This window comes from Caulobacter sp. UNC358MFTsu5.1 (assembly GCF_000712075.1).
GTDB lineage: Bacteria > Pseudomonadota > Alphaproteobacteria > Caulobacterales > Caulobacteraceae > Caulobacter.
This window is the reverse complement of record NZ_JONW01000011.1, coordinates 267,873-294,074: the sequence shown is the minus strand read 5'-3', so window position 1 is coordinate 294,074 and position 26,202 is coordinate 267,873. Positions and strand designations below refer to the sequence as shown.

Below are 26,202 nucleotides of genomic sequence, written 5' to 3'. Positions count from 1 at the left end.
CTCGAAGGATTTGGCCGCATGACCGACATGCCCATCCGCGCCGTCATCGCGCCGGTCACGCCGCTGCAGCAGAACTGCACGATCGTCTGGTGCGCCAAGACGAAGAAGGCCGCGGTGATCGACCCGGGCGGCGAGATCCCGCGCCTGATGAAGGCGATCGAGGACCAGGGCCTGACCCTGGAGAAGATCTGGATCACCCACGGCCACATGGATCACGCCGGCGGCGCGGCCGAGCTGAAGCGCCTGACCGGCGTCCCGATCGAGGGGCCGCACAAGGACGACCAGTTCTGGATCGACCGCATCCAGGAGAGCGGCGAGATGTATGGGATCCCGGAGGCCCGGATCTTCGTCACCGACCGCTGGCTGGACGACGGCGACGTGGTCACCCTCGGCGAGACCCAGTTCGAGGTGCTGCACTGCCCGGGCCACACCCCCGGCCACGTGATCTTCTTCCACCGCCAGGCGCGCTTCGCCCAGGTGGGGGACGTGCTGTTCAAAGGTTCGATCGGCCGCACCGACTTCCCGCGCGGCAATCACCAGGACCTGCTGGACGCTATCACCGGCAAGCTGTGGCCGCTGGGCGACGACGTCCAGTTCGTGCCGGGCCACGGCCCGATGTCGACCTTCGGGGCCGAGCGCCGGTCCAACCCGTTCGTCAGCGACCTGGCGATCGAGGCGATGAACGTCCAGGGCAAGGACTACGAAGCCCCGGTGAACCGCTCGCCGGGCTAGGCCGGCTCAGCCCTAGTTGGGCGGGCCGCGCCGCATCGGCCGCTCGGCCTCGCTGAGCTTGCCGTCCTTGTCGGTGTCGAGGGCGGCGAAGCGGGCCTTACTGGCGGCCAGGGCCTCGGCCAGCGTCACCTTGCCGTCGTGGTCGGCGTCCATCGCGCTCCAATCGCCGCCGCCTCCACCGCCGGGCCGCGGCCCCGCGTCGGGCCGCTGGGCGCGGAACTCTTCCATCCGCTTCTGGATCGCGGCCAGTTCGGTCGCGTCGATCACGCCGTCCTGGTTGGCGTCCATGCGCTGGAACCGGGCCTGGGCCGCGTCCTCGAACTCCTGGGCGCTGATCACCCCGTCGCCGTTGGCGTCCTGATTGCCGCGCGGCCCCTGGGCCTGGGCCAGGCCGGCGGAGGAGACCAGGAAGAGGACGGCGAAACCCGTCGGCAGGAGGCGGGACATGCTTGTCTCCAAACAACAATTGCGGGGATTGGTCGCATGCGTGGGTTGCGTCCCTGTTGCAGGCGTGAAATCTGCAGGAGACGGGGGCGTGGAAAGAGCAAGTCATGGAAAGTTCGCAAGATCCCGCGACGGCCTCCGCCGCCGCCCCCGTGTCCGGCCAGAACACCGACCCCGCGCGTGGCGCCCGCATCCTGATCGTCGACGACGATCCGGGCATCCGCGACGTCGTCGCCGATTTCCTGGGCCGGCACGGCTACACCATCGACACCGCGTCCGATTCCCGGACCATGGAGCAGGCCCTGGCCCGCGGGCCGGTCGACCTGATCGTCCTGGACATCATGCTGCCCGGCGAGGACGGCCTGGCCATCTGCCGCCGTCTGTCGGCCGCCGACGGCCCCGCCATCATCATGCTGTCGGCCATGGGCGAGGAGACCGACCGGATCGTCGGCCTCGAACTGGGCGCCGACGACTACCTGCCCAAGCCGTGCAATCCGCGCGAGCTGCTGGCCCGAATCCGCGCCGTGCTGCGCCGCCGGCAGGAACCGCGCACGGTCGACGACGGCATGGGCGCGGCCTGCGAATTCGCCGGCTGGCGCCTCGACCTGGTCCGCCGCGAACTGCGCTCGCCGCAGTCGGTGGTGGTCAACCTGTCCAGCGGCGAGTTCTCGCTGCTGCGCGCCTTCGTCGAGCGGCCGCAGCGCGTTCTGACCCGCGACCAGCTGCTGGACCTGGCCCGAGGCCGTGAGAGCGACGCCTACGACCGGGCCATCGACGTCCAGATCAGCCGTCTGCGCCGCAAGCTGGACGACGGCGGCGGCGGCGAGCTGATCCGCACGATCCGCAGCGAAGGCTACATGTTCACGTCCAAGGTGACCCGCACCCCATGAGCGAACGCGTGCGGGTGAAGGGCCCGAGCAGCGCCCCGCTGTTCGTCCAGGCCCTGGGCCTGGTCATCGTGACCCTGGTGGCGGCGCAGCTGATCGCCATCGCCGTGGTCTTCAACCTGCCCGCCCCGCCGCCCGAGATCTATCGGATGAGCGAGATCGCCCGCGCCCTGAAGGGGCCGGCGACCGTCCAGCCGCGCGACGGGCGCCTCCTGGTGCTCCGCCGCAACGTCGGCCCGATCCGGGGCCTGGTCGACAACCGGCGTCGCGCCGAGTTCAAGACCGCCCTCGCCCGCGAAGTCGGCGTCGATCCGGCCCGGATCGAGATGGACATCGACACCGGCCCCCGCTTCTTCGTCCGCGCGCAGAAACGCACCTTCGTCCAGGAACTCCCGCGGGATGTCCGCCACCGTCCGCCGGAAGGCCCCGGCGGTCCGGGCGGCCCCGGCGGACCACGAGGAGGCCCCGAGGGGGCCGGCGGCTTCGGACGCCCCGGCGGCCCCGGCGGTCCCGGAGGCCCGCCGGAAGGGCCCGCCGGACCGCCACGGATCTTCCAGTTCGACGGCCCTCGCGATGAGCCGTTCATCGTCGGCGACTTCAAGGTGGCGATCCACCAGGACGACGGCCGCTGGACGGTCGTGGAGCCCAAGCCCGCCATCCGCTTCGACAGCTGGCAGCAGCGGATCCTGCTGATCCTGGCCCTGTCGGTGCTGTGCGTCTCGCCCTTGGCCTGGCTGTTCGCCCGCCGGCTGTCGGGTCCGATCAGCGCCTTCGCCGGCGCCGCCGAACGCCTGGGCCGCGACCCCCGTGCCGCGCCCCTGGCCCTGAAGGGCTCGGCGGAGGTGATCGCCGCCGCCAACGCCTTCAACATGATGCAGGAGCGCCTGCGCCGCTATGTCGAGGACCGCACGGCGATGATCGGCGCGGTGGCGCACGACCTGCGCACGCCCCTGACCCGCCTGCGCTTCCGCATCGAGGCGGTGCCGGACGACGTCCGGGCCAAGCTGGCCTCCGACATCGACCAGATGGAGGCGATGATCGCCGCCACAATGGCCTTCGTGCGCGACACCACCCGCCCGGCCGAGCGCACCAAGCTGGAACTGGCCTCGCTGCTGGAGAGCATCATCGACGAGGCCGCCGAGACCGGCGGCCGGGCGTCGGTGGAGCTGGGCGAGAAGATCATCATCGACGGCGATCCCGTCGCGCTTCGCCGCCTGCTGACCAATCTGGTCGAGAACGGTCTGAAGTACGGCGGCGCCGTGCAGGGCCGGGTCCGCGCCGAGGGCCGCCTGGCGGTGGTCGAGATCGACGACAACGGCCCCGGCATCGCACCGGCCGAGCTGGACCGCGTGTTCGAGCCGTTCTTCCGCAGCGAGCCCTCGCGCAACCGCGAGACCGGCGGGATCGGGCTGGGCCTGGCCGTCGTCCGCTCGGTGGCCCGCGCCCACGGCGGCGACGTCACCCTGCACAACCGCCCCGAAGGCGGTTTGCGCGCCCGCGTCGAGCTGCCGTTCTAGGCTGGATACGCAGCCGACAAGGAAGCCCCGGGTTTGTTTCGAGACCGCAAAAGCTGCGCCATACGCAGGACATCCCGGCGGCGTTGATCAAGCCATGCAAACCTTCACGGGCCTCCGCGCCACCTGCATCCTGATGTTCGCCGCCCTGTGCCTGGGGGCCTGCGCCTCCGGTCCGCCGCAGGACGGCCCACGCGGCGACTGGGGCAAGGCGCCGCGTCCGCGCCCGCCCGAAGAGGGCGAACCGGGCGGGCCGCCGCGCCGAGCCCGCCCGCAGGTGTTCATCAGCCCGGCCGGCGAGCCGTTCCGCGCCGAGCCCGGCGCCCCCTACCCCGTCGCCGCCTGGTTCGCGGGCGCCGACGCCAACCACGACGGAGCCCTGATGCGCGACGAGTTCGTCGCCGACGCCCTGCGGTTCTTCGACAAGATCGACAACGACCACAACGGCGTCATCGACGGCTTCGAGGTCTCGATCTACGAAACCAAGGTCGCGCCCGAGATCCTGCAGGGGTTCCAGGGCGAAGGCGGCGGTCGCGGCGCTCAAGGCGGCCGGTCCGGCGGCGGACGTCGTGGCGGTCGCGGCGGACCTCCCTCCGGCGGTGGCGGCGGGTTCCCGGGCGGCCTCGGGTTCGCCGGCCAGGACGACGGACCGTCGGGCGGCGGCCGTCGTCGCGGCGGCGGCGGCGGGATGATGGGCGGCATGCTCCAGGGCGCGACGCCCTACAGCCTGCTGGCCGAGCCCGAGCCGGTCATGGCGTCGGACGGCGACTTCGATCGCCGCATCACACGCGCCGAGGCCACCAAGGCGGCCAAGGCCCGCTTCGCCCTGCTCGACACCGACGGCGACGGTCGACTGCGTCTGGCCGACCTGCCCCGGACCCCGGTCCAGGCCCGGCTCGAAGGCCCGCGCCCCGAGGGCAAGCCGCGCCGCTAGCTGACCAGCCCGGCGATGATGTTGATCCCCAGGGCCAGGACGGCGGTGTTGTAGAAATACGAGCAGACCGCCTGGGCGGTGACCAGGTTGCGCAGCTTGTTGGTCAGGATGTTGTTGTCCGACACCTGGAACGTCGCCCCGATGCTGAAGGCCAGATAGACGAAGTCGAGATAGGTCCGGGCGGGCTCGCCGGGGAACAGGATGCCAGGCTTGCCCGTTCCGTCGCCGAAGTGGCGATGGGCGTAGTGCAGCGTGAACACCGAATGCAGAACCACCCAGGACAGCACCAGGGTGACCCCGGCGCAGACGGCGGTGATCGCCTTGATGTCCGGCCCCGCCGACTTGGCGTGCAGCATCGCCGCCACCACCGCGACTAGGCTGGACAGGATCGCCATGAGCACCAGCAGTAAAATTTGCGATGGCTTTTCATCCTCGGCGGCGGCCCGCCGGCGCACCTCGGCCTCGTCGGCGGTCAGGAAAAGGTGCCAGGTGGTCGTGACGTAGACCAGCGCGCAGACATCCCAGCCGATCAGCAAATGCGTGCTGACCGGAGCATTTAGGTGACGCGCGCCGAGCCAGCCGAAAACGCCGGCCACGGCGGCCGCTAATAGCCGCCAATGGCGCGATATTGCTGCGCTTTCAGGTTTTTTCGCCCGGGCTTTCGTCATGCTTTTTGCCTCTCCGTCGCAGGCCTAACGCGAAACTCTGCAATTTTGTCTCGCCTGTTGGGTGAACCGAACGCGACTTCACCGGTTACTTCACTGGAACACGCTGAAGGACGCCATGACCGACCCCGACGCCCCGCCGCCGATCGAGCCCTCGCGACCCGAGTACGACCCGGGCTCCCAGCCCGATGAAGTGCCGATGAACGAGCCGCCCGTCCAGCCAGGCGACGACCGGCCCTATGACGCCCCGCCCGCGCCGTTCCCCCCCGTGACCAGTCCCGATTAGGAGCAACCTATGGACCTCGACACCGAACGGCCCCGCGGCCGCCGAGGCTTCGCCGCCATGGACCCCGAACGTCGTCGCGAGATCGCGCGCAAAGGGGGGGCCAGTGTTCCCAGTGAAAAGCGCAGCTTCGCCAAGGACCGCGACCTCGCGGCCAATGCGGGCCGCAAGGGCGGCTCCTCGTCGCGTGGCGGCGGGCGCCTGTCCGGGCGCGACGCCTGACATGAAGCGCGCCGCGGCCCCGGCCCTTTCGAGGGTCGGGGCCGCGGCCGCTTTCCGATGTGAATTCCGCCCGCCTCAGCCGGCCAGGGCGAAGACACCGAAGCTCGGGCTGTCGCTGATCCAGCGCGCCGCGACCTTCCAGCCCGCGCGCCGGGCCAGGTCCACGAACATTTCCGGGGCATACTTGTAAGAGTTCTCGGTGTGGATCGTCTCACCGGCCTCGAAACGGATGTCCCGCCCCGCCAGGTGCGCGGTCTGGTCGATGCGGCTGACCAGATGCATCTCCATGCGGCTTCCCTCGGCGTTCCAGACGGCCCGGTGGTCGAAGGCGTCCAGGTCGAAATTCCCGCCCAGCTCGCTGTTGATCCGCGCCAGCACGTTCTTGTTGAAGGCCGCCGTCACGCCCTGGGCGTCGTCATAGGCGGGCACCAGGATGTCCGGGCTCTTGGCGATATCCACCCCAACCACGAACATCGCGCCGTCGCCCAGCAGCTCGTGCGCGCCGCGCAGGAAGTCCTCGGCCTCGGGCGGGGCGAAATTGCCGATCGTCGAGCCCGGGAAGAAGCCGGTCACCGGCCGTCCCCGCGCCGCCGCCGGCAGCCGGACCGCGCGCGTGAAGTCGTCGACCAGCGGCGCGACGATCAGGCCCGGATAGTCGCGACGCAGCGCCTCGCTGGCCTCGTCCAGCGCCGACTTGCTGATGTCTATCGGGACGTAGACGCCCAGCTGCGGCATGGCGTCCAGCAGCAGACGGGTCTTGGTGCTGGCCCCGCTGCCGAACTCGACCAGGGCCGCGCCCTCCATGACCCGGGCGGCGATCTCGGGCGCGATGCGGCGCAGCAGCGCCGTCTCGGTGCGGGTGGGATAGTATTCCGGCAGCTCGCAGATCGCCTCGAACAGTCGCGAGCCCTCGGCGTCGTAGAAGTACTTGGCCGGCAGGGTCTTCCGCGCGGCCGTCAGACCGGCCAGGGCGTCGTCCAGGAAGGTGGAGGCCTGGAGGGTCTCGCGGTCCGACGTGCTGGCGTCGTCGGCCAGGCGCACGCCCGTGAAGGCCCAGCGCTGGGCCGGATGGAAGAAGTTGCGGTACGACGGCCGCGTATGGCCGGGCGGGCTTTCGGCCGCCCCGCCCCGCAGGACCATCTGGTTGATCATGAACTTGCCGTTGTACTCGCCCAGCGCGCCCGCACCGGGCTTGAAGCCGGGATAGGCCACATAGGGGCTGGCGGTCCACTGCCAGGCCTCGTCGGACGTCTGGCGCAGTGCCTGGCCTTCCGAGGCCGTGACGGCGGCCTCCCACTCGGCCTCGGTCGGCAGCCGGCGGCCGCACCAGGCGGCGAAGGCGGCGGCCTCGTAGTAGCTGACATGGCCCACCGGCGCGTGGGGATCGACGGGACGACGGCCCGACAGGGTCATCACCGACCACGCGCCGCCCTCCTCCCGCCGCCAGTAGAGCGGCGCTTCCCAGGCCTGCTCGTTGACCGCGGCCCAGCCGTCGGACAGCCACAGGTCGGCCCGGCGATAGCCGCCGTCCTCGATGAAGGCCAGCCACTCGCCGTTGGTCACCAGGCGGTCGGCCAGGCGATAGGGTTCCAGATGGACCTTGTGGCGCGGCCGCTCGTTGTCGAAGGCGAAGCCGGGACCGGCGTCGCCGATCTCGACCAGCCCGCCCTCGAAGGCCAGGTAGCGGACGGCGCCGGCGACCGGGCGCTCGGGCGGGGCCGCGTCGCGATAGGCCGGCTGCAGCGGCGACTGGGCGAACAGGTGCAGCAGGTCCATCAGGATCAGCTCCTGGTGCTGCTCCTCGTGGGCCAGGCCCAGGTCGAGGCGCTCGATCACCTCGGCCGTCGGCGCGGTGGTCAGCAGCCGGACCATGGCCGCGTCGACATGGGCGCGATAGGCCCCGACCTCGTCGGCCGAAGGCCGGGTGACCAGGCCGCGGAGGGGCCGCGGCTGACGGGGCCCGACGGCCTCGTAATAGGAATTGAACAGATAGGCGAAGGCCGGGTCGAACACCCGATAGCCCGGCAGGAAGGGCGTCAGCAGGAAGGTCTCGAAGAACCAGGCCGTATGGGCCCGATGCCATTTGACCGGGCTGGCGTCGGGCATCGACTGCGCGCCCTGATCCTCAGGGGAAAGCGGCTTGGCCAGGGCCTCGGTGCGCCGCCGGACCGCCAGATAGCGATCGACCAGGGCGATGGCGCGGGCCTCCGAAGCCTCGCGTGCAGGGGTATCGTCGGGACTCATGCGCTCTCCTGGCGGCCCTGCCTCGGGGAGCTTGCGCCGCCCGATGAGCTCAACGAATAAGCAACTTGAGTGTTCCCCCCTCGCGGTTCAAGCGGCGCCTGGAATAAAAAGTGAACGACGGTCGAAGACCGTCGCCCTCGACCGCGCCAGCTCAGAGCAGGAAGGGCTCGGGACCGTCGTCGATGGGCAGCATCACGGGCGGCGGCCTCTCGGGTTCCGGCGCGGATTTGGTCGCCCTGACCGGTCTGGCCGGCGCCTTGCGCAGCAGCCGCCCCACCCGCTGCAGCAGTTGTTCGTCCTTGAACGGCTTGGCCAGGAAGTCCCGCGCGCCCAGGGTGATGGCCTGCTTGACGTCGTCGGGCTGGTTGCGGGCGGTCAGCACCATGGTCGGGGTGTTCAGACCCTCCTGGCGCATCTTGCGCAGCACGCCGAAGCCGTCGAGCCGGGGCATGTTGATGTCCAGCACCAGGGCCGACGGCCGCAGCTCGTGCAGCCGCTTGAGGCCTTCGAAGCCGTCGCGGGCGAAATAGGTGTCGTAGCCCGCGATATCGAGGCGGGTGGTGATCAGGTCGAGGATGATCGGATCATCCTCGACGATCAGGATACGCGTGCGGCCCACCTCACGCCTCCGCGAGATCGGCCAGGTCGAGGTCGCCGCCCAAGTCGTCGGGGACGCCGTCCCAGCGCGTGAACCGGTCCACGGCCTCCACCAGATCGACCGCCATGATGGGCTTGGACACCAGGCCGTCGAAGCCGTGGTCCAGGTCCAGCAGGTTGAGGTCGGTTTCCGCCGTGAAGGCCAGGATCGGCACGTCCTGGTTGGGGCCCGGCGTGTCGCGGATCTCGCAGAGGGCGTCGATCCCGGAAAGTCCGGGCATCCGCAGGTCCATCAGGATGCAGTCGAACGGCTCCAGGGCCGCCGCCTCGAGCGCGGCGCGGCCGTCGCCCGCCTCGGCGACCTCGGCCCCCATGTGCTCCAGCACGGTGCGCGCCAGTTCGCGATTGACGAAGTTGTCGTCGACCACCAGCACCCGGACCCCGTCCAGACGCCGCCCCGCCTCCGCCACGGGCTCCAGCGCGGGCGCCTCGCCGCCCAGGCCGGTCGCCCGTTCCGCGGCGATGTGGAAGCTGAACACCGCCCCCTCCCCGAGCGTGCTGCTCACGGCGATGCCGCCGCCCATGGCCTCGGTCAGGCCCTTGCAGATGGCCAGCCCCAGGCCGGTGCCGCCATGCCGGCGGGTGGACGACGCGTCGACCTGGGAGAAGCGCTGGAACAGCTTGGTCTGCTGCTCGACGCTCATGCCCTCGCCGGTGTCCTCCACCCGCATCCGCAGCCGGGCCGCGTCCGGGTCGTAGGCGACGAACAGGCGCACGGCGCCCTGCCGGGTGAACTTGACCGCGTTGCCCACCAGGTTGAGCAACACCTGGCGGACGCGGTCCGGATCGATCATCACCCGCTCGGGCAGCTCGCCCTCCGCCTGGCATTCCAGCCACAGGCCCTTGTCGTCGGCCTGGGGCGCGAACAGGGCCAGGGCGTCCTGGGCCAGCGTCAGCGGCGAGACCGCGCGGGGCGTGATCTCGACCTGGCCGGCCTCGAGCTTGGAGAAGTCGAGCACGTCGTTGACGATCGCCAGCAGCGCCTGGCCCGCGCTCGACACGCGCTGCACATAGCGTTGGGATACCTCGTCCAGCTCGGGGCGCTGGGACAGCAGCCCCGAGAAGCCGATGACCGCCGTCAGCGGCGTGCGGATCTCGTGGCTCATATTGGCCATGAACTCGCCCTTCACGACCGCGGCCGCCTCGGCCTCGGCGCGGGCGGCGGCCAGCGCCTCCTCCTGATCGACCTGGGCGGTCACGTCGCGGATCACGTCGAGGAAGCCGGTGGGTGCGTCCGTGGCGGGATCGCGCAGCAGCGAAGGGTTGGATTCCAGCCAGACCTCGCGGCCGGCGGTCTTGTGCGAGACCCGCCAGCGGACGCGCCCGGCCGAGCCGCCCTTCAGCAGGTTGCGATAGACCCGGCGCACGCGCACGCGCTCCTCCGGGTGGGCCAGGTCGGCGGCGCCGCGCCCGATCACCTCGGCCGGCGCGTAGCCGGTCACCTCCTGGCAGGAGGCGGCCACGAACGTGATCTTGCCGTCCAGGCCGGCCGTCAGGATCATGTCGGTGGTGTTCTCGGCCATCAGGCGATAGCGGGCCTCGCTGTCCTTCAGCGCCGCCTCGGCCGCCCGCCGCGCGGTCAGGTCCTCGATCTGCGAGATGAAATAGCGGGGCGAGCCGTCGGGATTGTCGACCCGCGACACCGCCAGCTGGATCCAGATGATCGAGCCGTCCTTGCGGATGTAGCGCTTGTCCATCCGATAGGTGGAGATCCGGCCGTTGTAGAGGTCCTCCACCAGGCTGAGATCGGCGTCCAGGTCGTCGGGGTGGGTGATGGCCTGGAAGTTCAGCGCCAGCATCTCCTCGCGGCTGTAGCCCACCATCTCGCACAGCATCGGATTGACCTTCAGGAAGGTCCCGTCCAGCCCGACCAGGCACTTGCCGATCGGCGCATGCTCGAAGGCGTTCTCGAACAGCTCCAGCTGTTCCTTCCGCTCGGTGATGTTGCGGAAGACGTTGACGATCTCCCTCGCCTGCCCCTGCGCGTCCCGGACGATATGGGGATTGCCCTCGAACCAGACCCAGCGGCCGTCGGCGGCCTGATAGCGGTGCTGCCGGTTGGCCAGCAGATCGGGAACCGAGCCCGTGAACAGCGGCCTGGAATTGGCGATCAGGCGTTCCCGGTCGTCCGGATGCACCAGCCGGTCGTACGGCGTGCCGACCAGGTCCTCGGGCTCGTAGCCCATCGTCCGGCAGGCGGGCGAGACGTAGAGCAGCGTCCCGTCGAGGGCGCAGCGGACGATGACGTCCGAGGTGTTCTCGGCCAGGAGCCGGTAGCGCGCCTCGCTGGCGGTCAGGTTCTCCAGATTGCGGACCTGGTCGGTCACGTCCTGGAACAGGCCGATCAGGGCGACGACCTGGCCGTGCTCGTCCAGCTCGCAACCGGCCTTGGACTGGACCACCCGCGCCTCGCCGTCCGGCCGGATCATCCGCGCCTGGAAGCTGGAGGTCGTCTTGCTGGCGATCGCCTCGGCCAGCCGGTCGGCGACCAGCGCCTGGTCGTCCGGATGGAACGCCTCCAGGCCCGACTGGAAGGTGGGGACGTAGGTCCGGCGGTCCGCGCCCCGGATCTCATAGAGCAGGTCCGACCAGTAGACCTCGCCGGTCACGAGGTCGTAGCGCCAGTGCGCGACGCCCGACATGGTCTCGGCCAGCTTCAGCAGGCGCGCCTGCTCCCAGCGCACGCGGTTGACGCGCATCCGCTCCAGCTCGTCGACGATGATGCGCGCCAGGGTCCGCAGGCGGTCCAGCTCGCGGTCGGTGGGACGCGGGCGGGGCTTGGTGTCGATGATGCAGAGCGTGCCGAGATTGTAGCCCTCCGGCGAGGTCAGCACGGCGCCGACATAGAAGCGCACGCCCATGTCGCCGACCACCGAGGGATAGTGGGCGAAACGCCGGTCCAGCGTGGCGTCCTCGACGATCATCACCGCGCCGGGGCCTTGCTCGATGGCCACGCTGCAGAACGCCTCGCTGCGCGGCGTCGAGCAATCCGTCAGCCCCTGGCGCGACTTGAACCACTGGCGCTCTTCGTCGATCAGCGAGACCAGGCCGATGGGCGCGTCGAACAGGTCGCACGCCAGCTGGGTCACGCGATCGAAAGCGGCGTCGGGCGACGTGTCCAGCACGCCGTAGCTCTGGAGCGCCCGGATACGCCTCGCTTCGTTGTGGTTCATACTGAGCCTCCGAGGCCTCAGCATGGGCCCAAAGGTCCGCAAAACCCGTTAAGGCGACCGCGACAATCGCGCGCGGGGCGTCGGGAACCACCGCCGGGCCGGAACCCGGCGGCGGTGGAAACCCGTCAGGGGCGCTTGGGGATTTCCAGGCCGCGCTGGACGGCCGGACGGGCGAGGCCCCGCTCCAGCCAGGCCGGCACGTGCTTGAGGCTGGCGTAGTCGACCAGATCGCCCGCGCCGTAGAAGCCGACCAGGTTGCGCACCCAGCCGAGGGTGGCGATGTCGGCGATGGTGTACTCGTCGCCCATGATCCAGTCGCGGTCGGCCAGGCGGGTCTCCAGGACGCCCAGCAGGCGCTTGGATTCGGCGACGTAGCGATCGCGCGGCCGCTTATCCTCGTAGTCCTTGCCCGCGAACTTGTGGAAGAAGCCGACCTGGCCGAACATCGGGCCGACGGCGGCCATCTGGAAGAACACCCAGGCCATGGTCTCGTAGCGCCGGGCCGGGTCCTTGGGCAGGAACTTACCGGTCTTCTCCGCCAGATAGACCAGGATCGCGCCGGACTCGAACAGGCCCAGCGGCTTACCGTCGGGGCCGTCGGGATCGATGATGGCGGGGATCTTGCCGTTGGGGTTCAGCGACAGGAATTCCGGTCCCCAGGTCTCGTTCTTGCCGATGTCGATGGTGTGCGGCTCGTACGGCAGGCCGATCTCCTCCAGCATGATCGACACCTTGACCCCGTTCGGCGTGGGCAGGCTGTAGAGCTGCAGGCGGTCGGGATGCTGGGCCGGCCAGCGCTTGGTGATCGGGAAGGCTGAGAGATCGGTCATCGTCGGCTCCGAAAGCAAAAGGCCGCCACTGCCGGCGCGGCCGAGCTTGTCAGATGGTCTCGCTCGGCGCGACGACAAGGCGCCGCCCGTCGAAAGCCTCGCCCCTCAGCCGCGTTGAGCCTTGGCGGGGGCCTTGGCGGGGACCTCGGCGTCCAGCACGACGCGGACCTTGGCCGCCAGGGCCGGGCCCAGATAGGGCTTGTCGATCATCGGGAATTCGTTGGCCCAGGACGCCGCCTCGTCGCCCACATAGCCGGAGGTCAGCAGGACCTTCAGCTCGGGCCGTACCTTGAGCGCGGCGTGGGCCAGCTCGACGCCGTTGACGCCGCCGGGCATGACCACGTCGGAGAACAGCAGGTCGAACGCCTTGCGGCTCTTCAGGCGCTTCAGAGCGGCCGCGGCCGTGTCGGCCGTGGTGACCTGATAGCCCAGCCCCTCCAGCGTCTCGACCGCCATGGCCAGCACCGCCGGATCGTCCTCGACCACCAGCACCCGTTCCGAGCCGCGGGCCGCCTCGGTCGTCTCGTCGCCGCCGCCGCGCTGGCTCAGCGCCGCCTGGCTCAGCGGCAGGGAAACCTCGAACACCGCGCCCTCCCCCGGCGCGCTGGTCACCGTGACCTCGCCGCCCGACTGCCGGACGAAGCCGTAGACCTGGGACAGGCCCAGGCCCGACCCCTTGCCGATCTCCTTGGTGGTGAAGAACGGCTCGAAGATGCGGGAGGCCACGTCGGCGTCCATGCCCTGGCCGGTGTCGCGCACCATCACCAGGATCCGGGGATCGTCCCCGCCGGTCGACTTGGTGGAGATCGACAGCAGACCCCCGCCTTCCATCGCGTCGCGGGCGTTGACCGCCAGGTTCAGCAGGGCGCTCTCGAACTGGGCGGGGTCGAGGTGGGCGGGCAGCGCCTCGGCCGCCAGGCTCAGCTCGATGCTGACCGCTTCGCCGACCGCCTGGCGCAGCAGCGGCGCGAAGTCGGAGATCAGGACGTTGAGGTCGACGGTCAGGGGATTGAGGCGCTGGCGGCGCGAGAACGCCAGCAACTGGCGGGTCAGGGCCCCGCCCTTCTCGGCCGCCAACCGCACGGCGTCGATCTGCCGGGCCAGCTCGTGCTGGTCGCCGGTCCGACGCTTGATCAGCTCGATATTGCCCAGAACAACCGTCAGCAAGTTGTTGAAATCGTGGGCGACGCCGCCGGTCAGCTGGCCCACGGCCTCCATCTTGCGGGCATGGCTCAGCTGCTCCTCCAGCCCCCGGCGCTCGGTGTTGTCCAGCAGCGTGCCGAACACCACCTGCCGGCCGCTCTCCTCGTCCTGGGCCAGCACGCCCTGGTCGATCAGCGACCGGTACGACCCGTCGGCGCACTGCCAGCGGTACTCGCAGGCGTAGGAACCGGACTTGCGGGCCTCGGCCTGGGCGCGCACCACGATGTCGACGTCGTCCGGATGGACCCGGCTGATGCCGAACTCGGCCGAGGCCAGGAAATCCTCGGCGGAGAAGCCGGTCAGCTCGATCACGTTGCCGCCGACGAACAGCGGCTCGTAGGGCGCGTCGGCCGTGCGCGAATGGAACACCACCGGCAGGGCGCGGAGGATCGCCTCCTGGCGCTCCTGGGTGCTCCGCAGGGCCCGCTCCGCGGCCAGCTTCTCGGCGTGGATGCGGGCGTTCTCCTCGATCAGCAGGCGGCGGCTCTCCGACTGCTGTTCCAGCTCCAGGGTCTTGATGTGCAGGTCGACCAGCACCTGCACCTTGGAGCGCAGGATGAAGGGATCGACCGGCTTGAACACCACGTCGACGGCCCCCGCCGAATAGGCCTTGAAGATGTGGGCCTCGTCGCGGAACACCGCCGTCAGGAAGACGATCGGCACGTCGCGGTTGCGCCGCCGCTGGCGGATCAGCTCGGCGGTCTCGTAGCCGTCCATGCCCGGCATGTGCAGGTCCAGCAGGATCACCGCGAAGTCGTCTACCAGCAGGCGTCGCAGCGCCTCCTCGCCCGACCGGGCGACGACCAGCTCCTGGCCCAGGGTCTCCAGCGCCTGGATCGCGGCGAACGCGTTGCGCTCGTCGTCATCGACGATGAGGATCCTCGTCCTTGGTCGGTCCTCGGGCGGCGGGGTCGCCTGATGCTTTACCGCGGGTACGGTCATTGCGCTGCGGTGCTGTGGATGGCGACGACGTTGTCTCCGGCCAGGCGCTGGGCGTCCGTGCGCTGGACCGAGACCCGCAGGACCGAGATCAGCTGGTCGATGTCCACGGGCTTGGAGACGTAGTCCGAGGCGCCCGCCTGGATGCACTTCTGGCGGTCGCCCTTCATCGCCTTGGCGGTGACCGCGATCACCGGCAGATCGGAGAACCGCGGTCGGGCCCGGATTTCACGCATGGTCTCGTACCCGTCCATGTCGGGCATCATGATGTCGACCAGCACCATATCCACCGAGGGCAGGCTGTCGAGCAGCTCCAAGCCTTCGCGGCCGCTCTCGGCGTAGCGCAGCTCGATGCCGTATTCCTCCAGCGCGCTGGCCAGCGAGAAGATGTTGCGGATGTCGTCGTCGATGACCACCGCCGTCAGCCCCGTCAGGACGGCGTCTGCGTGGCGGCTGTGGGCGATCATCGCCTTGGCCGGGCTGGACAGGCGGTCCAGCGGCGCGTGCAGCGACATGGTGACGTGGTCGATCAGCTGCTCGGGCGTGCGCGCCAGGCGGGCCAGGCCGGAGAACACCGCCAGGCGGAACCGGCGATCCTCCTCGGGATCCAGGTCGTCGGGCGCGTAGAGCACCGCCACCCCCGACGCCGCCCCGCGCTGCTTGAGGGTGTCGATGAACGGTCCGACCGGCCCGGCTCCGACGTCGATCACCAGGCAGCCGCCCTCCTCGACGAAGGCCTCGTCCGGCAGGTCGGCCAGGGCGGGAACCACCTTCACGGCCCCGATCGCCTCGCGCAGCGTGTCGGCGGCCTGGCCCTCGCCGCCGACCAGGATCGGAGCGCGGCCGGTCTCGGCCACCAGCTTCTTGACCTTCTCCAGGGTCGAGGCCACGGCCTCGCGCTCCACGGGCTTGCTGGTGAAGCCGAAGGCGCCCATCGACAGGCCGAGCCCGCCGTGGTCGTCGGCCGAGATCACCTGCACGGGGATGTGGCGGGTATCGGGCGTGCGCTTGAGCAGGTCCAGCAAAGCCAGGCCGTCCATGTCGGGCAGGCCGATGTCCAGCATGATGGCGTCCGGCGAGAAGCGGCGGGCCAGGGACGGCACGGCCGAGCCCTCGCCGGTCACCACGCCCTTGAAGCCGCCGTCGCGGACCAGCGACAGCAGGATCGAGGCGAAGCGGGTGTCGTCCTCGACGATCAGGATCACCGGGTCGCCTGGCTCGATCTGCTCGCGGTCGTCCACCACGGTCTCGGCCGGTTCGACCGATCCGGCCTCCGCCGTCGACAGACGGAAGGTCTGGACCGGCGAGGTGGCGGGACGCAGCGGCTGGGTGGGTTGGGGCTGGGCCGACGGGCTGAAGTTCAGCGGCAGGTACAGGGTGAAGGTGCTGCCCTGCCCGGGGGTCGAGACAACCCGCAGCTCACCGCCCAGCAGGCGGGTGATCTCGCGGCTGATCGACAGGCCCAGGCCCGTGCCGCCGTACTTGCGGCTAGTGGTGCCGTCGGCCTGCTGGAAGGCCTCGAAGATGATCCGCTGCTTGTCCTCGGGGATGCCGATCCCAGTGTCCTCGACCGAGAAGGCCAGCACCTGGCCGGCCTTGTTGAGGTGGTCGTTGCCCAGGGCCCAGCCGTCCTCGGCGCGGGCGATCGACAGGCGCACCGAGCCGGCCTGGGTGAACTTGAAGGCGTTGGACAGCAGGTTCTTGATCACCTGCTGCAGGCGCTTGTCGTCGGTGTACATCGAGCGCGGCAGGGCCGGGTCGATGTTGATGAAGAAGTCCAGCTTCTTGTCCTGGGCCAGCTGCGAGAAGGTGCGGTCGGTCTGGTCGCGGAGGCTGGCGAACGACATCTCGCCGATGTCGAGGGTGACGGTGCCGCTCTCGATCTTCGACAGGTCCAGGATGTCGTTGATCAGGCCCAGCAGGTCGGCGCCGGCGCTGTGGATGTTGCGGGCGAACTCCACCTGCTTGGCGCTGAGGTTCCCCTGCGCGTTCTCGCTGAGCATCTTGGACAGGATCAGCAGGCTGTTGAGCGGCGTGCGCAGCTCGTGGGACATGTTGGCCAGGAATTCGGACTTGTACTTCGAGGTCAGGGCCAGCTGTTCGGCCTTCTCCTCCAGCGCCGCCTTGGCCTGCTCGACCTCGGCGTTCTTGGCTTCCACCTGCTTGTTCTGAGCCGACAGCAGGACCGCCTTGTCCTCCAGCTCGGCGTTGGTCTGCTGCAGTTCGTCCTGCTTGGAGCGCAGCAGTTCTTCCGATTGCCGCAGCGACGCGGCCTGCAGTTCCAGGCGGTCGTTGGTCTTCTTCAGCTCCTCCTGCTGGGCCTGGAGTTCGGCGGTCAGCAGCTGGGACTGCTCGAGCAGGCCTTCGGTCCGCATGTTGGCGGCGATGGTCGACAGCACGATGCCGATGGATTCCATCAGCTGGTCGAGGAAGGCCTGCTGGGTCTCGTTGAAGGTCCCGAAGGTGGCCAGCTCGATCACCGCCTTCAGCTCGCCTTCAAATAGGGCGGGCAGGACGATGATGTTCTGCGGCGAGGCCTCGCCCAGACCCGAACTGATCTTGATGTATTCGGACGGGACGTTGGTCAGCAGGATGCGCTGGCGCTCGGCCGCGCACTGGCCGATCAGGCCCTCGCGCTGGCGCAGGCGGGCCGGCGGCCGGTCGCCCGGGTTGGAGGCGTAGCTGGCGGCCAGGTTCAGCACCGGCTCGCCGTTCACGTCGTGGTCGGAGACGTAGAACACCCCGTGCTGGGCGTTGATCAGCGGGGCCAGCTCCGACAGCACCAGGTTCGACACGGTCGACAGGTCGCGCTCGCCCTGCAGCATGCGGCTGAACCGGGCCAGGTTGGTCTTCAGCCAGTCCTGCTCGGTGTTCTTCAACGTCTGATCCTTCAGGTTCCGGATCATCTCGTTGATGTTGTCCTTCAGGGCTGCGACTTCCCCCGACGCCTCCACGGTGATCGACCGCGTCAGGTCGCCCTTGGTCACGGCGGTGGACACCTCGGCGATGGCACGGACCTGGGTGGTCAGGTTGGCGGCCAGTTCGTTGACGTTGTCGGTCAGGTCGCGCCACAGGCCGGCGGCGCCGGGCACCCGGGCCTGGCCGCCCAGCTTGCCTTCCGAACCCACTTCGCGGGCCACGTTGGTCACCTGGTCGGCGAAGGTGGCCAGGGTCTCGATCATGCCGTTGATGGTGTCGGCCAGCGAGGCGATCTCGCCCTTGGCGTCCAGGGTCAGCTTGCGCTTCAGGTTGCCCTGGGCGACGGCGGTCACGACGTCGGCGATGTTCCGCACCTGGCCGGTCAGGTTGGCGGCCATCATGTTGACGTTGTCGGTCAGGTCCTTCCAGGTGCCGGCCACGCCGGGCACCTGGGCCTGGCCGCCCAGCTTGCCTTCCGTGCCGACTTCCCGGGCCACGCGGGTCACTTCCGAGGCGAAGCCGTTCAGCTGGTCCACCATGACGTTGATGGTCGACTTCAGCTCCAGGATCTCGCCCTTCACGTCGACGGTGATCTTCTTGGAGAGGTCGCCCTTGGCGACGGCGGTGGTGACGTCGGCGATGTTACGCACCTGGCCGGTCAGGTTGGCGGCCATGAAGTTGACGTTGTCGGTCAGGTCCTTCCAGGTGCCGGCCACGCCTTTCACCTGCGCCTGACCGCCCAGCTTGCCTTCGGTGCCGACTTCCCGCGCCACCCGGGTCACTTCCGACGAGAACGAGTTCAGCTGGTCCACCATGACGTTGATGGTGTTCTTCAGCTCCAGGATCTCGCCGCGCACGTCGACGGTGATCTTCTTGGAGAGGTCGCCCATGGCGACGGCGGTGGTCACCTCGGCGATGTTCCGCACCTGACCCGTCAGGTTGCCGGCCATCAGGTTGACGTTGTCGGTCAGCTCCTTCCAGGTGCCGGCCACGCCCTTCACCTGCGCCTGACCGCCCAGCTTGCCTTCCGTACCCACTTCACGGGCCACGCGGGTCACTTCCGAGGCGAAGCCGTTCAGCTGGTCCACCATGACGTTGATGGTGTTCTTCAGCTCCAGGATCTCGCCGCGCACGTCGACGGTGATCTTCTTGGAGAGGTCACCGTTGGCGACGGCGGTGGTCACCTCGGCGATGTTGCGGACCTGGCCGGTCAGGTTGCCGGCCATGAAGTTGACGTTGTCGGTCAGGTCCTTCCAGGTGCCGGCCACGCCCTTCACCTGCGCCTGACCGCCCAGCTTGCCTTCGGTACCCACTTCGCGGGCCACGCGGGTCACTTCCGAGCTGAACGAGTTCAGCTGGTCCACCATGGTGTTGATGGTGTTCTTCAGCTCCAGGATCTCGCCGCGCACGTCGACGGTGATCTTCTTGCTGAGGTCGCCCATGGCGACGGCGGTGGTCACCTCGGCGATGTTGCGGACCTGGCCGGTCAGGTTGCCGGCCATCAGGTTGACGTTGTCGGTGAGGTCCTTCCAGGTGCCGGCGACGCCTTTCACGTTGGCCTGGCCGCCCAGCTTGCCTTCCGTACCCACTTCGCGGGCCACGCGGGTGACTTCCGAGGCGAAGGCGTTCAGCTGGTCCACCATGGTGTTGATGGTCGACTTCAGCTCCAGCACCTCGCCCTTCACGTCCACGGTGATCTTGCGGGAAAGGTCGCCGCGGGCCACGGCGGTGGTCACCTCGGCGATGTTGCGGACCTGGCCGGTCAGGTTGCCGGCCATCAGGTTGACGTTGTCAGTCAGCTCCTTCCAGGTGCCGGCCACGCCCTTCACGTTGGCCTGGCCGCCCAGCTTGCCTTCCGTACCCACTTCGCGGGCCACGCGGGTCACTTCCGAGGCGAAGCTGTTGAGCTGGTCCACCATGGTGTTGATGGTGTTCTTCAGCTCCAGCACCTCGCCCTTCACGTCCACGGTGATCTTGCGCGAGAGGTCGCCGTTGGCGACGGCGGTGGTCACCTCGGCGATGTTGCGGACCTGGCCGGTCAGGTTGGCGGCCATCAGGTTGACGTTGTCGGTCAGGTCCTTCCAGGTGCCGGCCACGCCTTTCACCTGCGCCTGGCCGCCCAGCTTGCCCTCGGTGCCGACTTCCCGCGCCACGCGGGTCACTTCCGAGGCGAACGAGCCCAGCTGGCCCACCATGGTGTTCACGACCTTGCCGATGCGCAGGAACTCGCCGCGCAGGGGGCGTTCCTCGTTCTCGAGGTCCATGGTCTGGGAAAGATCGCCCTTGGCGGTGGCGCCGATCACGCGGGCCATTTCGGCGGTCGGGTGGACCATGTCGGTGATCAGGTTGTTGACCGCCTCGACGCTGGCCGCCCAAGAGCCCGTGGCGCCCGGCAGACGGGCGCGATGGTTGATCTTGCCCTGCTTGCCGACCACGTCGCCGAGGCGTTCGAACTCTTTGCTGATTTGATCGTTCAGGTTGACGGCGTCGTTGAACGCCTCGGCCAGTTCACCGTCCAGACCGGACAGGTCGGTGGGCAGTCGCACCGAGAAATCGCCGCGCCGGAAGGCGCGCAGGGCGGCCAGGAGCTGGTGGTTGTCGAGCCCGCGCTGCTGCGCTTTGGACTGTGCCGCCGGCATTGAACATACTCCACGTCGAAAACGTTCGATCACGTGGGCGGCGCTAAATGAGACGACGGTCCAGGCTTTTGAAGCGGTTCACGCTCTCGACAACCTAGACCGGTCCTCATGACCCCCCGAACGGGTCCAACGCGGGGGCAAATCTTTGGTTCCGCTTTACGGTGAAGCTTTTTAAGGCGGTGCGCGACCGGCCTAGCGGGCCAGCTTCGCGCGGACCGAGGCTTCGACCTTGTCGACGCCGCGCAGGGCGTCGCCCGAGGCCTCCAGCTGGCTCTTGAAGACGTGGAGATCGCCAGTGTCGATGCGGCGGACCTTCTTGTCGCGGGCCCATTCCAACCCGATCGTCTGGCCCAGCCGGCAGGCCTTGGGCAGCAGCGCGGCCCGCTCGGCCGGCCCGCCGCGGATCAGCAGCTTGCCGACGATGTCGTTCCAGTTGGGGGAGCCGGCAAAGCACATCGGCAGATGATCGCACTCGCCGGTCCAGAACCGCCGGTACCAGCGCTGGTGCAGCGCCGTGTCGAACCGCAGGGCGGCCGGATCGAGCTGGGACCGGCAGTCGGCGCGGACATAGTCCTGGGCGTGGGCGCCGCCGGCCAGGCCCACCGTCAGCGCGGTCAGGAGGGCCGTCGCCGTCCCACGGTGCGCCATCGTCCTAGACCATGCTCGCCATCGGGCCGTCCGCGCGGCCGTCGACGAACTGGCGCACATAGGGATTGTCCGTCCGGTCGAGCTCGGCCGGGGTCCCGCGCCAGATGATCTTGCCGGCGTTCAGCATGGCGATCTCGTCGCCGATCGTGCGGGCCGACGCCAGGTCGTGCGTGATCGACACCGCGGTGCAGCCCAGCCCCCTCACCTGCTCGACGATCAGTTCGTTGATCGCCGACGAGGTGATCGGGTCCAGGCCCGTGGTCGGCTCGTCGAAGAAGATGATCTCGGGATTGGCCACCACCGCCCGGGCCAGGCCGACCCGCTTCTGCATGCCGCCCGACAGTTCCGACGGATAGGAGTCGGCGACATGGGCGGCGAGGTGGACGCGGCCCAGGGCCTCGATCGCCCGCGCCTTGGCCTCCTTGCGGGGCACGCCGTCGGCGTTGATCAGGCGGAAGGCGACGTTCTCCCAGACGCTGAGGCTGTCGAACAGCGCCGCGCCCTGGAACAATACGCCGATGCGCTCGAACAGCTTGCGGCGCGACGCCCCGCCCATACCCAGCAGGTCCTCGCCATCGACCAGCACCTTGCCGGCGTCGGGACGCACCAGGCCCATGGCGACCTTGATGGTCACCGACTTGCCCTGACCGGACCCGCCGATGATCACCAGCGACTTCCCCGCCGCGACGCTCAGGTCCAGCCCGTCCAGGACCGGACCGTCGAAGCGCTTGCGCACGCCCTTCCATTCGAGTTTCGGCGTCTGGGTCATGCGGCGGTGAACAGCGTTGTGAGGAAGTAGTCGGAGGCGAAGATCAGGATCGCCGAGGACACCACCGCGTGGGTGGTCGCCCGGCCTACGCCCCGCGCGCCGCCCTTGGCGTTGTAGCCGTGGTAGCACCCCATCAGGGCGACGATGAACCCGAACACGGCCGCCTTGATCAGGCCCGAACCGACGTCCCAGCCCTGGATGAAATTCATCGTGTTGCGCACGTAGATCGTCGAGTTGAAGTCCAGGATCCGCACCGCCACCAGCCAGCCGCCGGCCACGCCGATGATGTCGGCGACCAGGGTCAGCAGCGGCAGGACCAGGGTCGCGGCCAGCAGGCGCGGCGCGACCAGGTAGCGGAACGGGTCGGTCGACAACGTGCGCATGGCGTCGATCTGCTCGGTGGCCCGCATCGCCCCGATCTCGGCGGCGATGGCGGCCGACACCCGTCCCGCCAGCATCAGGGCCGCCAGCACGGGACCCAGCTCGCGCGTGATGCCCAGGGCGACGATCTGCGGCATCACCTGCTCGGCGTTGAAGCGCCCGCCGCCGGTATAGATGTTCAGCCCCAGGGCCGCGCCGGTGAAGATCGCCGTCAGCCCGACGACCGGCAGGGAGAAGAAGCCGATGGCCGCCAGCTGGCGCACCAGCTGGATCGGGAACCAGGGCGGGGTGAACACCGAGACGACGCCGCGCACGGCGAAGACCCCGACCCCGCCCACCATGCGCAGGGCGCCCAGGGTCGAGCGCCCGATGGTGCGCAGGGGCTTGAAGATGCCCGGGATCGCGGCTTGGACCGCGGCCATCTCAGTAGCTGTCCGGAGCCGTGGCGGCGGACGCGGCGGGCGGCGTCTCACCGGCCGCCGGCGCGGCGCCCCCTTGGGGCCGCATCACCGAGCCGATCAGGCCGAACAGGTCGACCGCGCCCTGGGTGTTGTCGATCTCGCCGCCGGGCTTGATGTCGTCGGGCGCGCCGCCGGGGGCGATCGCCACGTGGACGCCGCCCAGCAGGCTGTCGCTGGTGACCTTGGCGGTGGAGTCCGAGGGCAGCTTGACGTCCGGATCCAGGGTCAGCTTGGTCACCGCCAGATAGGTCTTGGGATCCAGTTTGATTTCCGAAACCGTGCCCACCTTCACGCCCGCGACGCTGACCGCCGCGCCTGGCGCCAGGGAGCCGACCTGGCCGAACTTGGCCGTGACGTCATAGCCGCCCGGCTTGCGGCCCACGCCGCCGACGCTCAGCGAATAGACCAGGAAACCCGCCGCCAGGACGAGCACGAGGAGACCCATCAAGGTCTCGGCCCATTGTTCGCGCAACCCCATGTCCAGAGTCCCCCGCTCTTATCGCGACGCCGGACGCTGGGCGTCGCGCTGCAGTTGGCTGATCAGCACGTCGACGTTGCCGCCGGCGTTGTCGATGGTCGAAACGAAATCCTGCTGCTGGGTGATCGCCAGCCACACGCCCTTGAACTGGACGTCGACGACCTTCCACGCGGTCCCGCCGCCCAGCACCCGCCAGGACACCTGCACCGGCTGGCCCAGCTGGCCGCCCGAGATCGTGGTGTTGACGATCACGTCGCCCGGCTTGCGCACCGTCGAGCCCGTCACCTTCAGGGTCTCGCCGTGATAATCGCTGATGCGGTTCTGGTAGACGCTCTCGGCATAGACGCGGAACGCCGCCGCGAAGCGGGTCCGCTGGTCCGGCGTGATGGTGCGGGCGTACTTGCCCAGCACGAAATTGGTGATCCGCGGCACGTCGGCCAGTTCGTCGATGCCCTGGTGGAAGGTCGCCTTCTTCTGGGCCACGCTCTGGTTCTTGTCGGCCAGGACCGAGATCACCCGCTGGGCCCGCGTCTGGACGAACTGCTCGGCCTGCGGCTCGCGCTGGCCCTGCGCCAGGGCCGGGGCGGCCTGGGTCATGACGCCGAGGCCGACCAGGGCGACCAGGGCCAGTTGGGCGAAGCGGCGTGTGGGATGGGCGTTCGTCATGGGCGTATCCGGGGGATCTATTGTGGTTCGGGAGGGGCCGCGGGGGCGGCCGGCTCGGACGTGGCGGGTTGGGGCGTAGCGGATTCGGCGGGAACGGTCGAAGTCTCGGGCGGCGGGGCGACAGGATCGGTCGCGGCCGGGACGTCGTCGAAGTCGGGCAGTTCCTGCACCGCGCCCGTCGCCTCGCGGATCAGGGCCTCGCGGTGCTGGCCATAGGCCGAGCGCGCGGTGGCGTAGGGATCGACCGCCTGGTCCAGCGCCCGGAACGCCAGGTCGGCGTTGGCGCGGGTGTCGATCGTCTGGGTGACCAGGCGCGTGATGCCGAACGGGCTGGTCCAGCCCTGCCCCGCCAGGCCGATCGGGTCGGTGAAGAAGTCGAACACCCGGCCGACGCCGTCGCGGAAGTTCAGCGGGCCCAGCACCGGCACGTACAGATAGGGGCCGGGCTTGACGCCGTAGCGGCCGAAGGTCTGGCCGAAGTCGGCGTCGTGGGAGCGGATGCCCATGCCGGCGGCGACATCGAACAGGCCCAGCACCCCGACGGTGGAGTTGATCGCGAACCGCGCCGTGGTCCGGCCTGCCCGCTTGGGCTTGCCCTGCAGGACGTCGTTCAGGAACGTGCTCGGTTCGCCCAGATTGTAGACGAAGGCGCTGACCCGGTGCCGGACAGGCGTCGGCGTCACCGCCATGTAGCCGTGCGTGACGGGCCGGAAAACGGCGCGGTCCAGACCCATGCTGAACGCGTAGCTGCCCCGGTTGAAGCCCTCGAGCGGATCGTACTCGATCTGCGCCATGTCCGACGCCGCGTCCGGCGCGGCGACCAGCGGGATGGGCGTTTCGACCGAGGCCCGGGCGTGCGCCGACGATGCCGCCGCCGAGACCCCCCCAGCGGCGATCACGGCCAGAGCCATGGTCGCTGTCCGTACACTCACGCTCAAGCCCTGCATTTTCTTCAGTATCTTCGTGGCCGACCCACCGATCCTCCTGGCGTTTCGCCAGGCGTCGGCAGGAGGCATGTAGGCGCCGCTCGAAGCTAGGCAAGGGCTAAGGGCCCCCAGAACGTCATCCGCGTACGGAAGCTGAACCATGGTGCAAAATCGTGACGCCCGGCCAAGGTTGGCTCAACACAACTTTCGAGACGCATGATCTTTACCTTGTCGCGATGGTGGAGATTGGGCAGACTTCCTCGTCAAAGCGAGGCGAGCCATGGACCGTTTGCGTGCGCCGTTCTTCTGGCTGGCGGGCTTCGTCCTGCTGGTGGCCCTGCTGATCGAATGCGCGTCGGCGTTCATCCTGGACGCCGTGCACCAGGCCGGCTTCGAGGCCTCGACCCCGGGCCTGGGCATCCGCTACCTGCCGGTCCTCGACGGCCTGCTGCTCTACACCGTCGCCCTGATGGGCCTGGGCATCCTGCTGTCCCGCAGCGTGATCGGCCGGATCCAGGGCATCGTCACCCTGGTGATCGCCTTCTTCGGCCTGCTGGGCGCGATCGTCATGGCCCTGGCGGCCCTGGGGCTGCTGATCCTGATGGTCACCCTGCTGGTGGCCATCCCGTTCGGGACCATCGCCTATTTCGCCGCCTTCGCCGACTTCCCGACGGGCGCGGCCACCGCCACCCTGGGCCTGATCCTGATCCTCAAGATCGCCTTCTGCATCCTGCTGATCCTGGCCCACGAGCGCTTCCTGCAGAACAAGGGCATCGTCATCCTGAGCGCGGTCTCGATCGGTGCGACCCTGCTGCTGGCCTTCCTGATCGACTTCCCGCCGGGCTTCCTGGCCAGCATCACCGACGCCATCGGCGCGCTGATCATCGCCATCGTCGGCGCGATCTGGCTGTTGATCCTGCTGATCGGATCGATCCTGGCGACGATCTCGGCGCTGCGGACCGTGCGGGTCTAGACGCGGGTCACCGCACCGTCACCTCCAACGGCTGGTCGCCCAGGGGCTTGATCTCGATCACGCCGCCCGAGCGATAGATCACGGCCGAGACGTCGTCGTCCTTGGCGCGGCAGAGGAACTGGTCGCCGGACCTCCGGACCTTCCGCCAGGCGTCCCCGCAGTCGTCGACCTCGTCCTCGTCCAGGCGGGTGTTCTCGGCGCACAGGCACACGGCCTGGGGGCTGGTCTCCCCCTGCCCGGGCGCCAGGACCGTATAGGTCGCGACCGCGCCTCGCCCCTGGATCAGTCGAAGACGAGCCATTCGCATGTCCTTATTGGCTGCCGGGACGGACACGGTCTGGGACTGGCGGTCCTCGCCGGCCGGGAATTCGACCACCTCGGCCTTCTTGAACAGCTTCGGCGCGAACGGACGCGAGATGCTGCCCATGACGGCGGCCATGGACGGAGGCTCCCAGTCCGCCAGGGCGTCCTCGTCGATATTGCCGTTGCTGTCCGTGGGCGGCCCGTGGGCCGACGGCGGCGCGGGCGGCGTGGTGGCGCGGTAGACGGCCACGCCGATCGCCACGACGAAGCCGAGGACGATGAGGATCAGGATGATGATGACGATCTTCATCG

Annotated in this window: 22 protein-coding genes; 7 read left to right on the top strand and 15 right to left on the bottom strand. The window is 69.3% G+C overall.

Going from position 1 to position 26,202, the window contains the following annotated elements:
- The first annotated feature begins 18 nt into the window (after nt 1–18).
- Nucleotides 19–732 carry an MBL fold metallo-hydrolase gene (locus tag BR39_RS0122470; protein ID WP_029916382.1) on the top strand — a complete coding sequence of 238 codons (714 nt, stop codon included), beginning with the start codon at nt 19–21 and terminating at the stop codon, nt 730–732.
- 12 nt (nt 733–744) lie between these two features.
- Here the strand turns inward: BR39_RS0122470 and BR39_RS0122465 are convergent, their stop codons facing one another.
- A complete protein-coding gene (locus tag BR39_RS0122465; protein ID WP_029916381.1) occupies nt 745–1,179 on the bottom strand; it encodes an EF-hand domain-containing protein in 435 nt (144 codons plus the stop codon).
- A 104-nt stretch (nt 1,180–1,283) separates the two neighbouring features.
- On the opposite strand from BR39_RS0122465, the gene BR39_RS0122460 reads away from it, so the two are divergent.
- The 3 genes from BR39_RS0122460 to BR39_RS0122450 all read left to right on the top strand — a co-directional run bounded on the left by BR39_RS0122460 (nt 1,284) and on the right by BR39_RS0122450 (nt 4,511).
- Nucleotides 1,284–2,066, top strand: a complete 783-nt coding sequence (locus BR39_RS0122460) for a response regulator (protein WP_051696033.1) — start codon at nt 1,284–1,286, stop codon at nt 2,064–2,066.
- Nucleotides 2,063–3,580, top strand: a complete 1,518-nt coding sequence (locus BR39_RS0122455; RefSeq protein ID WP_029916378.1) for an ATP-binding protein — start codon at nt 2,063–2,065, stop codon at nt 3,578–3,580. The genes BR39_RS0122460 and BR39_RS0122455 overlap by 4 nt, the downstream gene beginning before the upstream one ends.
- A gap of 94 nt (nt 3,581–3,674) precedes the next feature.
- Nucleotides 3,675–4,511: a hypothetical protein gene (locus BR39_RS0122450; RefSeq protein ID WP_029916377.1), complete on the top strand. Its 837-nt coding sequence runs from the start codon at nt 3,675–3,677 to the stop codon at nt 4,509–4,511.
- On the opposite strand, the gene BR39_RS0122445 is transcribed toward BR39_RS0122450, so the two are convergent.
- Complete coding sequence (locus tag BR39_RS0122445) at nt 4,508–5,107, bottom strand: DUF1345 domain-containing protein (protein WP_231499535.1); 600 nt, start codon at nt 5,105–5,107, stop codon at nt 4,508–4,510. The genes BR39_RS0122450 and BR39_RS0122445 overlap by 4 nt on opposite strands.
- A gap of 187 nt (nt 5,108–5,294) precedes the next feature.
- Here BR39_RS0122445 and BR39_RS26845 point away from each other — a divergent pair, with 187 nt between their 5' ends.
- Together BR39_RS26845 and BR39_RS0122435 are read left to right on the top strand one after the other, a co-directional pair.
- Nucleotides 5,295–5,462 (top strand): hypothetical protein, encoded by a 168-nt coding sequence (locus tag BR39_RS26845; RefSeq protein WP_197026748.1) that lies wholly within the window; start codon nt 5,295–5,297, stop codon nt 5,460–5,462.
- 9 nt (nt 5,463–5,471) lie between these two features.
- Nucleotides 5,472–5,681, top strand: a complete 210-nt coding sequence (locus BR39_RS0122435) for a KGG domain-containing protein (protein ID WP_012285637.1) — start codon at nt 5,472–5,474, stop codon at nt 5,679–5,681.
- Between the two features lie 75 nt (nt 5,682–5,756).
- On the opposite strand, the gene egtB is transcribed toward BR39_RS0122435, so the two are convergent.
- The 12 genes from egtB to BR39_RS0122375 all read right to left on the bottom strand — a co-directional run bounded on the left by egtB (nt 5,757) and on the right by BR39_RS0122375 (nt 24,599).
- Nucleotides 5,757–7,925 carry an ergothioneine biosynthesis protein EgtB gene (gene egtB, locus BR39_RS0122430; RefSeq protein ID WP_029916375.1) on the bottom strand — a complete coding sequence of 723 codons (2,169 nt, stop codon included), beginning with the start codon at nt 7,923–7,925 and terminating at the stop codon, nt 5,757–5,759.
- A 151-nt stretch (nt 7,926–8,076) separates the two neighbouring features.
- A complete protein-coding gene (locus BR39_RS25515) occupies nt 8,077–8,544 on the bottom strand; it encodes a response regulator transcription factor (protein ID WP_035018869.1) in 468 nt (155 codons plus the stop codon).
- Between the two features lies 1 nt (nt 8,545).
- Nucleotides 8,546–11,755 (bottom strand): PAS domain S-box protein, encoded by a 3,210-nt coding sequence (locus BR39_RS25955; RefSeq protein WP_051696031.1) that lies wholly within the window; start codon nt 11,753–11,755, stop codon nt 8,546–8,548.
- Nucleotides 11,756–11,880: 125 nt separating this feature from the next.
- Nucleotides 11,881–12,585 carry a glutathione S-transferase N-terminal domain-containing protein gene (locus BR39_RS0122415; RefSeq protein WP_029916371.1) on the bottom strand — a complete coding sequence of 235 codons (705 nt, stop codon included), beginning with the start codon at nt 12,583–12,585 and terminating at the stop codon, nt 11,881–11,883.
- Between the two features lie 105 nt (nt 12,586–12,690).
- Nucleotides 12,691–14,730 carry a response regulator gene (locus tag BR39_RS0122410; protein WP_029916369.1) on the bottom strand — a complete coding sequence of 680 codons (2,040 nt, stop codon included), beginning with the start codon at nt 14,728–14,730 and terminating at the stop codon, nt 12,691–12,693.
- Complete coding sequence (locus tag BR39_RS0122405; RefSeq protein ID WP_029916367.1) at nt 14,727–20,285, bottom strand: HAMP domain-containing protein; 5,559 nt, start codon at nt 20,283–20,285, stop codon at nt 14,727–14,729. The genes BR39_RS0122410 and BR39_RS0122405 overlap by 4 nt, the downstream gene beginning before the upstream one ends.
- A 192-nt stretch (nt 20,286–20,477) precedes the next feature.
- The gene (locus tag BR39_RS0122400; RefSeq protein ID WP_029916365.1) at nt 20,478–20,933 is read right to left on the bottom strand and encodes a hypothetical protein; all 456 of its coding nucleotides are present in this window, start codon (nt 20,931–20,933) and stop codon (nt 20,478–20,480) included.
- Nucleotides 20,934–20,937: 4 nt separating this feature from the next.
- Nucleotides 20,938–21,702 carry an ABC transporter ATP-binding protein gene (locus BR39_RS0122395; RefSeq protein WP_029916363.1) on the bottom strand — a complete coding sequence of 255 codons (765 nt, stop codon included), beginning with the start codon at nt 21,700–21,702 and terminating at the stop codon, nt 20,938–20,940.
- Nucleotides 21,699–22,505, bottom strand: a complete 807-nt coding sequence (locus BR39_RS0122390; RefSeq protein ID WP_029916361.1) for an ABC transporter permease — start codon at nt 22,503–22,505, stop codon at nt 21,699–21,701. Before BR39_RS0122390 ends, BR39_RS0122395 begins: the two co-directional genes overlap by 4 nt.
- A gap of 1 nt (nt 22,506) precedes the next feature.
- Nucleotides 22,507–23,022, bottom strand: a complete 516-nt coding sequence (gene mlaD / locus BR39_RS0122385; RefSeq protein ID WP_029916359.1) for an outer membrane lipid asymmetry maintenance protein MlaD — start codon at nt 23,020–23,022, stop codon at nt 22,507–22,509.
- Between the two features lie 18 nt (nt 23,023–23,040).
- The gene (locus tag BR39_RS0122380; RefSeq protein ID WP_029916357.1) at nt 23,041–23,688 is read right to left on the bottom strand and encodes a phospholipid-binding protein MlaC; all 648 of its coding nucleotides are present in this window, start codon (nt 23,686–23,688) and stop codon (nt 23,041–23,043) included.
- Between the two features lie 17 nt (nt 23,689–23,705).
- Entirely contained in the window at nt 23,706–24,599 is an 894-nt protein-coding gene (locus tag BR39_RS0122375; protein WP_029916355.1) for a VacJ family lipoprotein, read from the bottom strand.
- Nucleotides 24,600–24,894: 295 nt separating this feature from the next.
- Here BR39_RS0122375 and BR39_RS0122365 point away from each other — a divergent pair, with 295 nt between their 5' ends.
- Nucleotides 24,895–25,587: a hypothetical protein gene (locus BR39_RS0122365; RefSeq protein WP_029916353.1), complete on the top strand. Its 693-nt coding sequence runs from the start codon at nt 24,895–24,897 to the stop codon at nt 25,585–25,587.
- A gap of 7 nt (nt 25,588–25,594) precedes the next feature.
- Here BR39_RS0122365 and BR39_RS0122360 read toward each other — a convergent pair whose 3' ends face one another.
- On the bottom strand, nt 25,595–26,200 hold the full coding sequence (locus tag BR39_RS0122360; protein WP_029916351.1) for a hypothetical protein: 606 nt from the start codon (nt 26,198–26,200) through the stop codon (nt 25,595–25,597).
- Between the last annotated feature and the right edge of the window lie 2 nt (nt 26,201–26,202).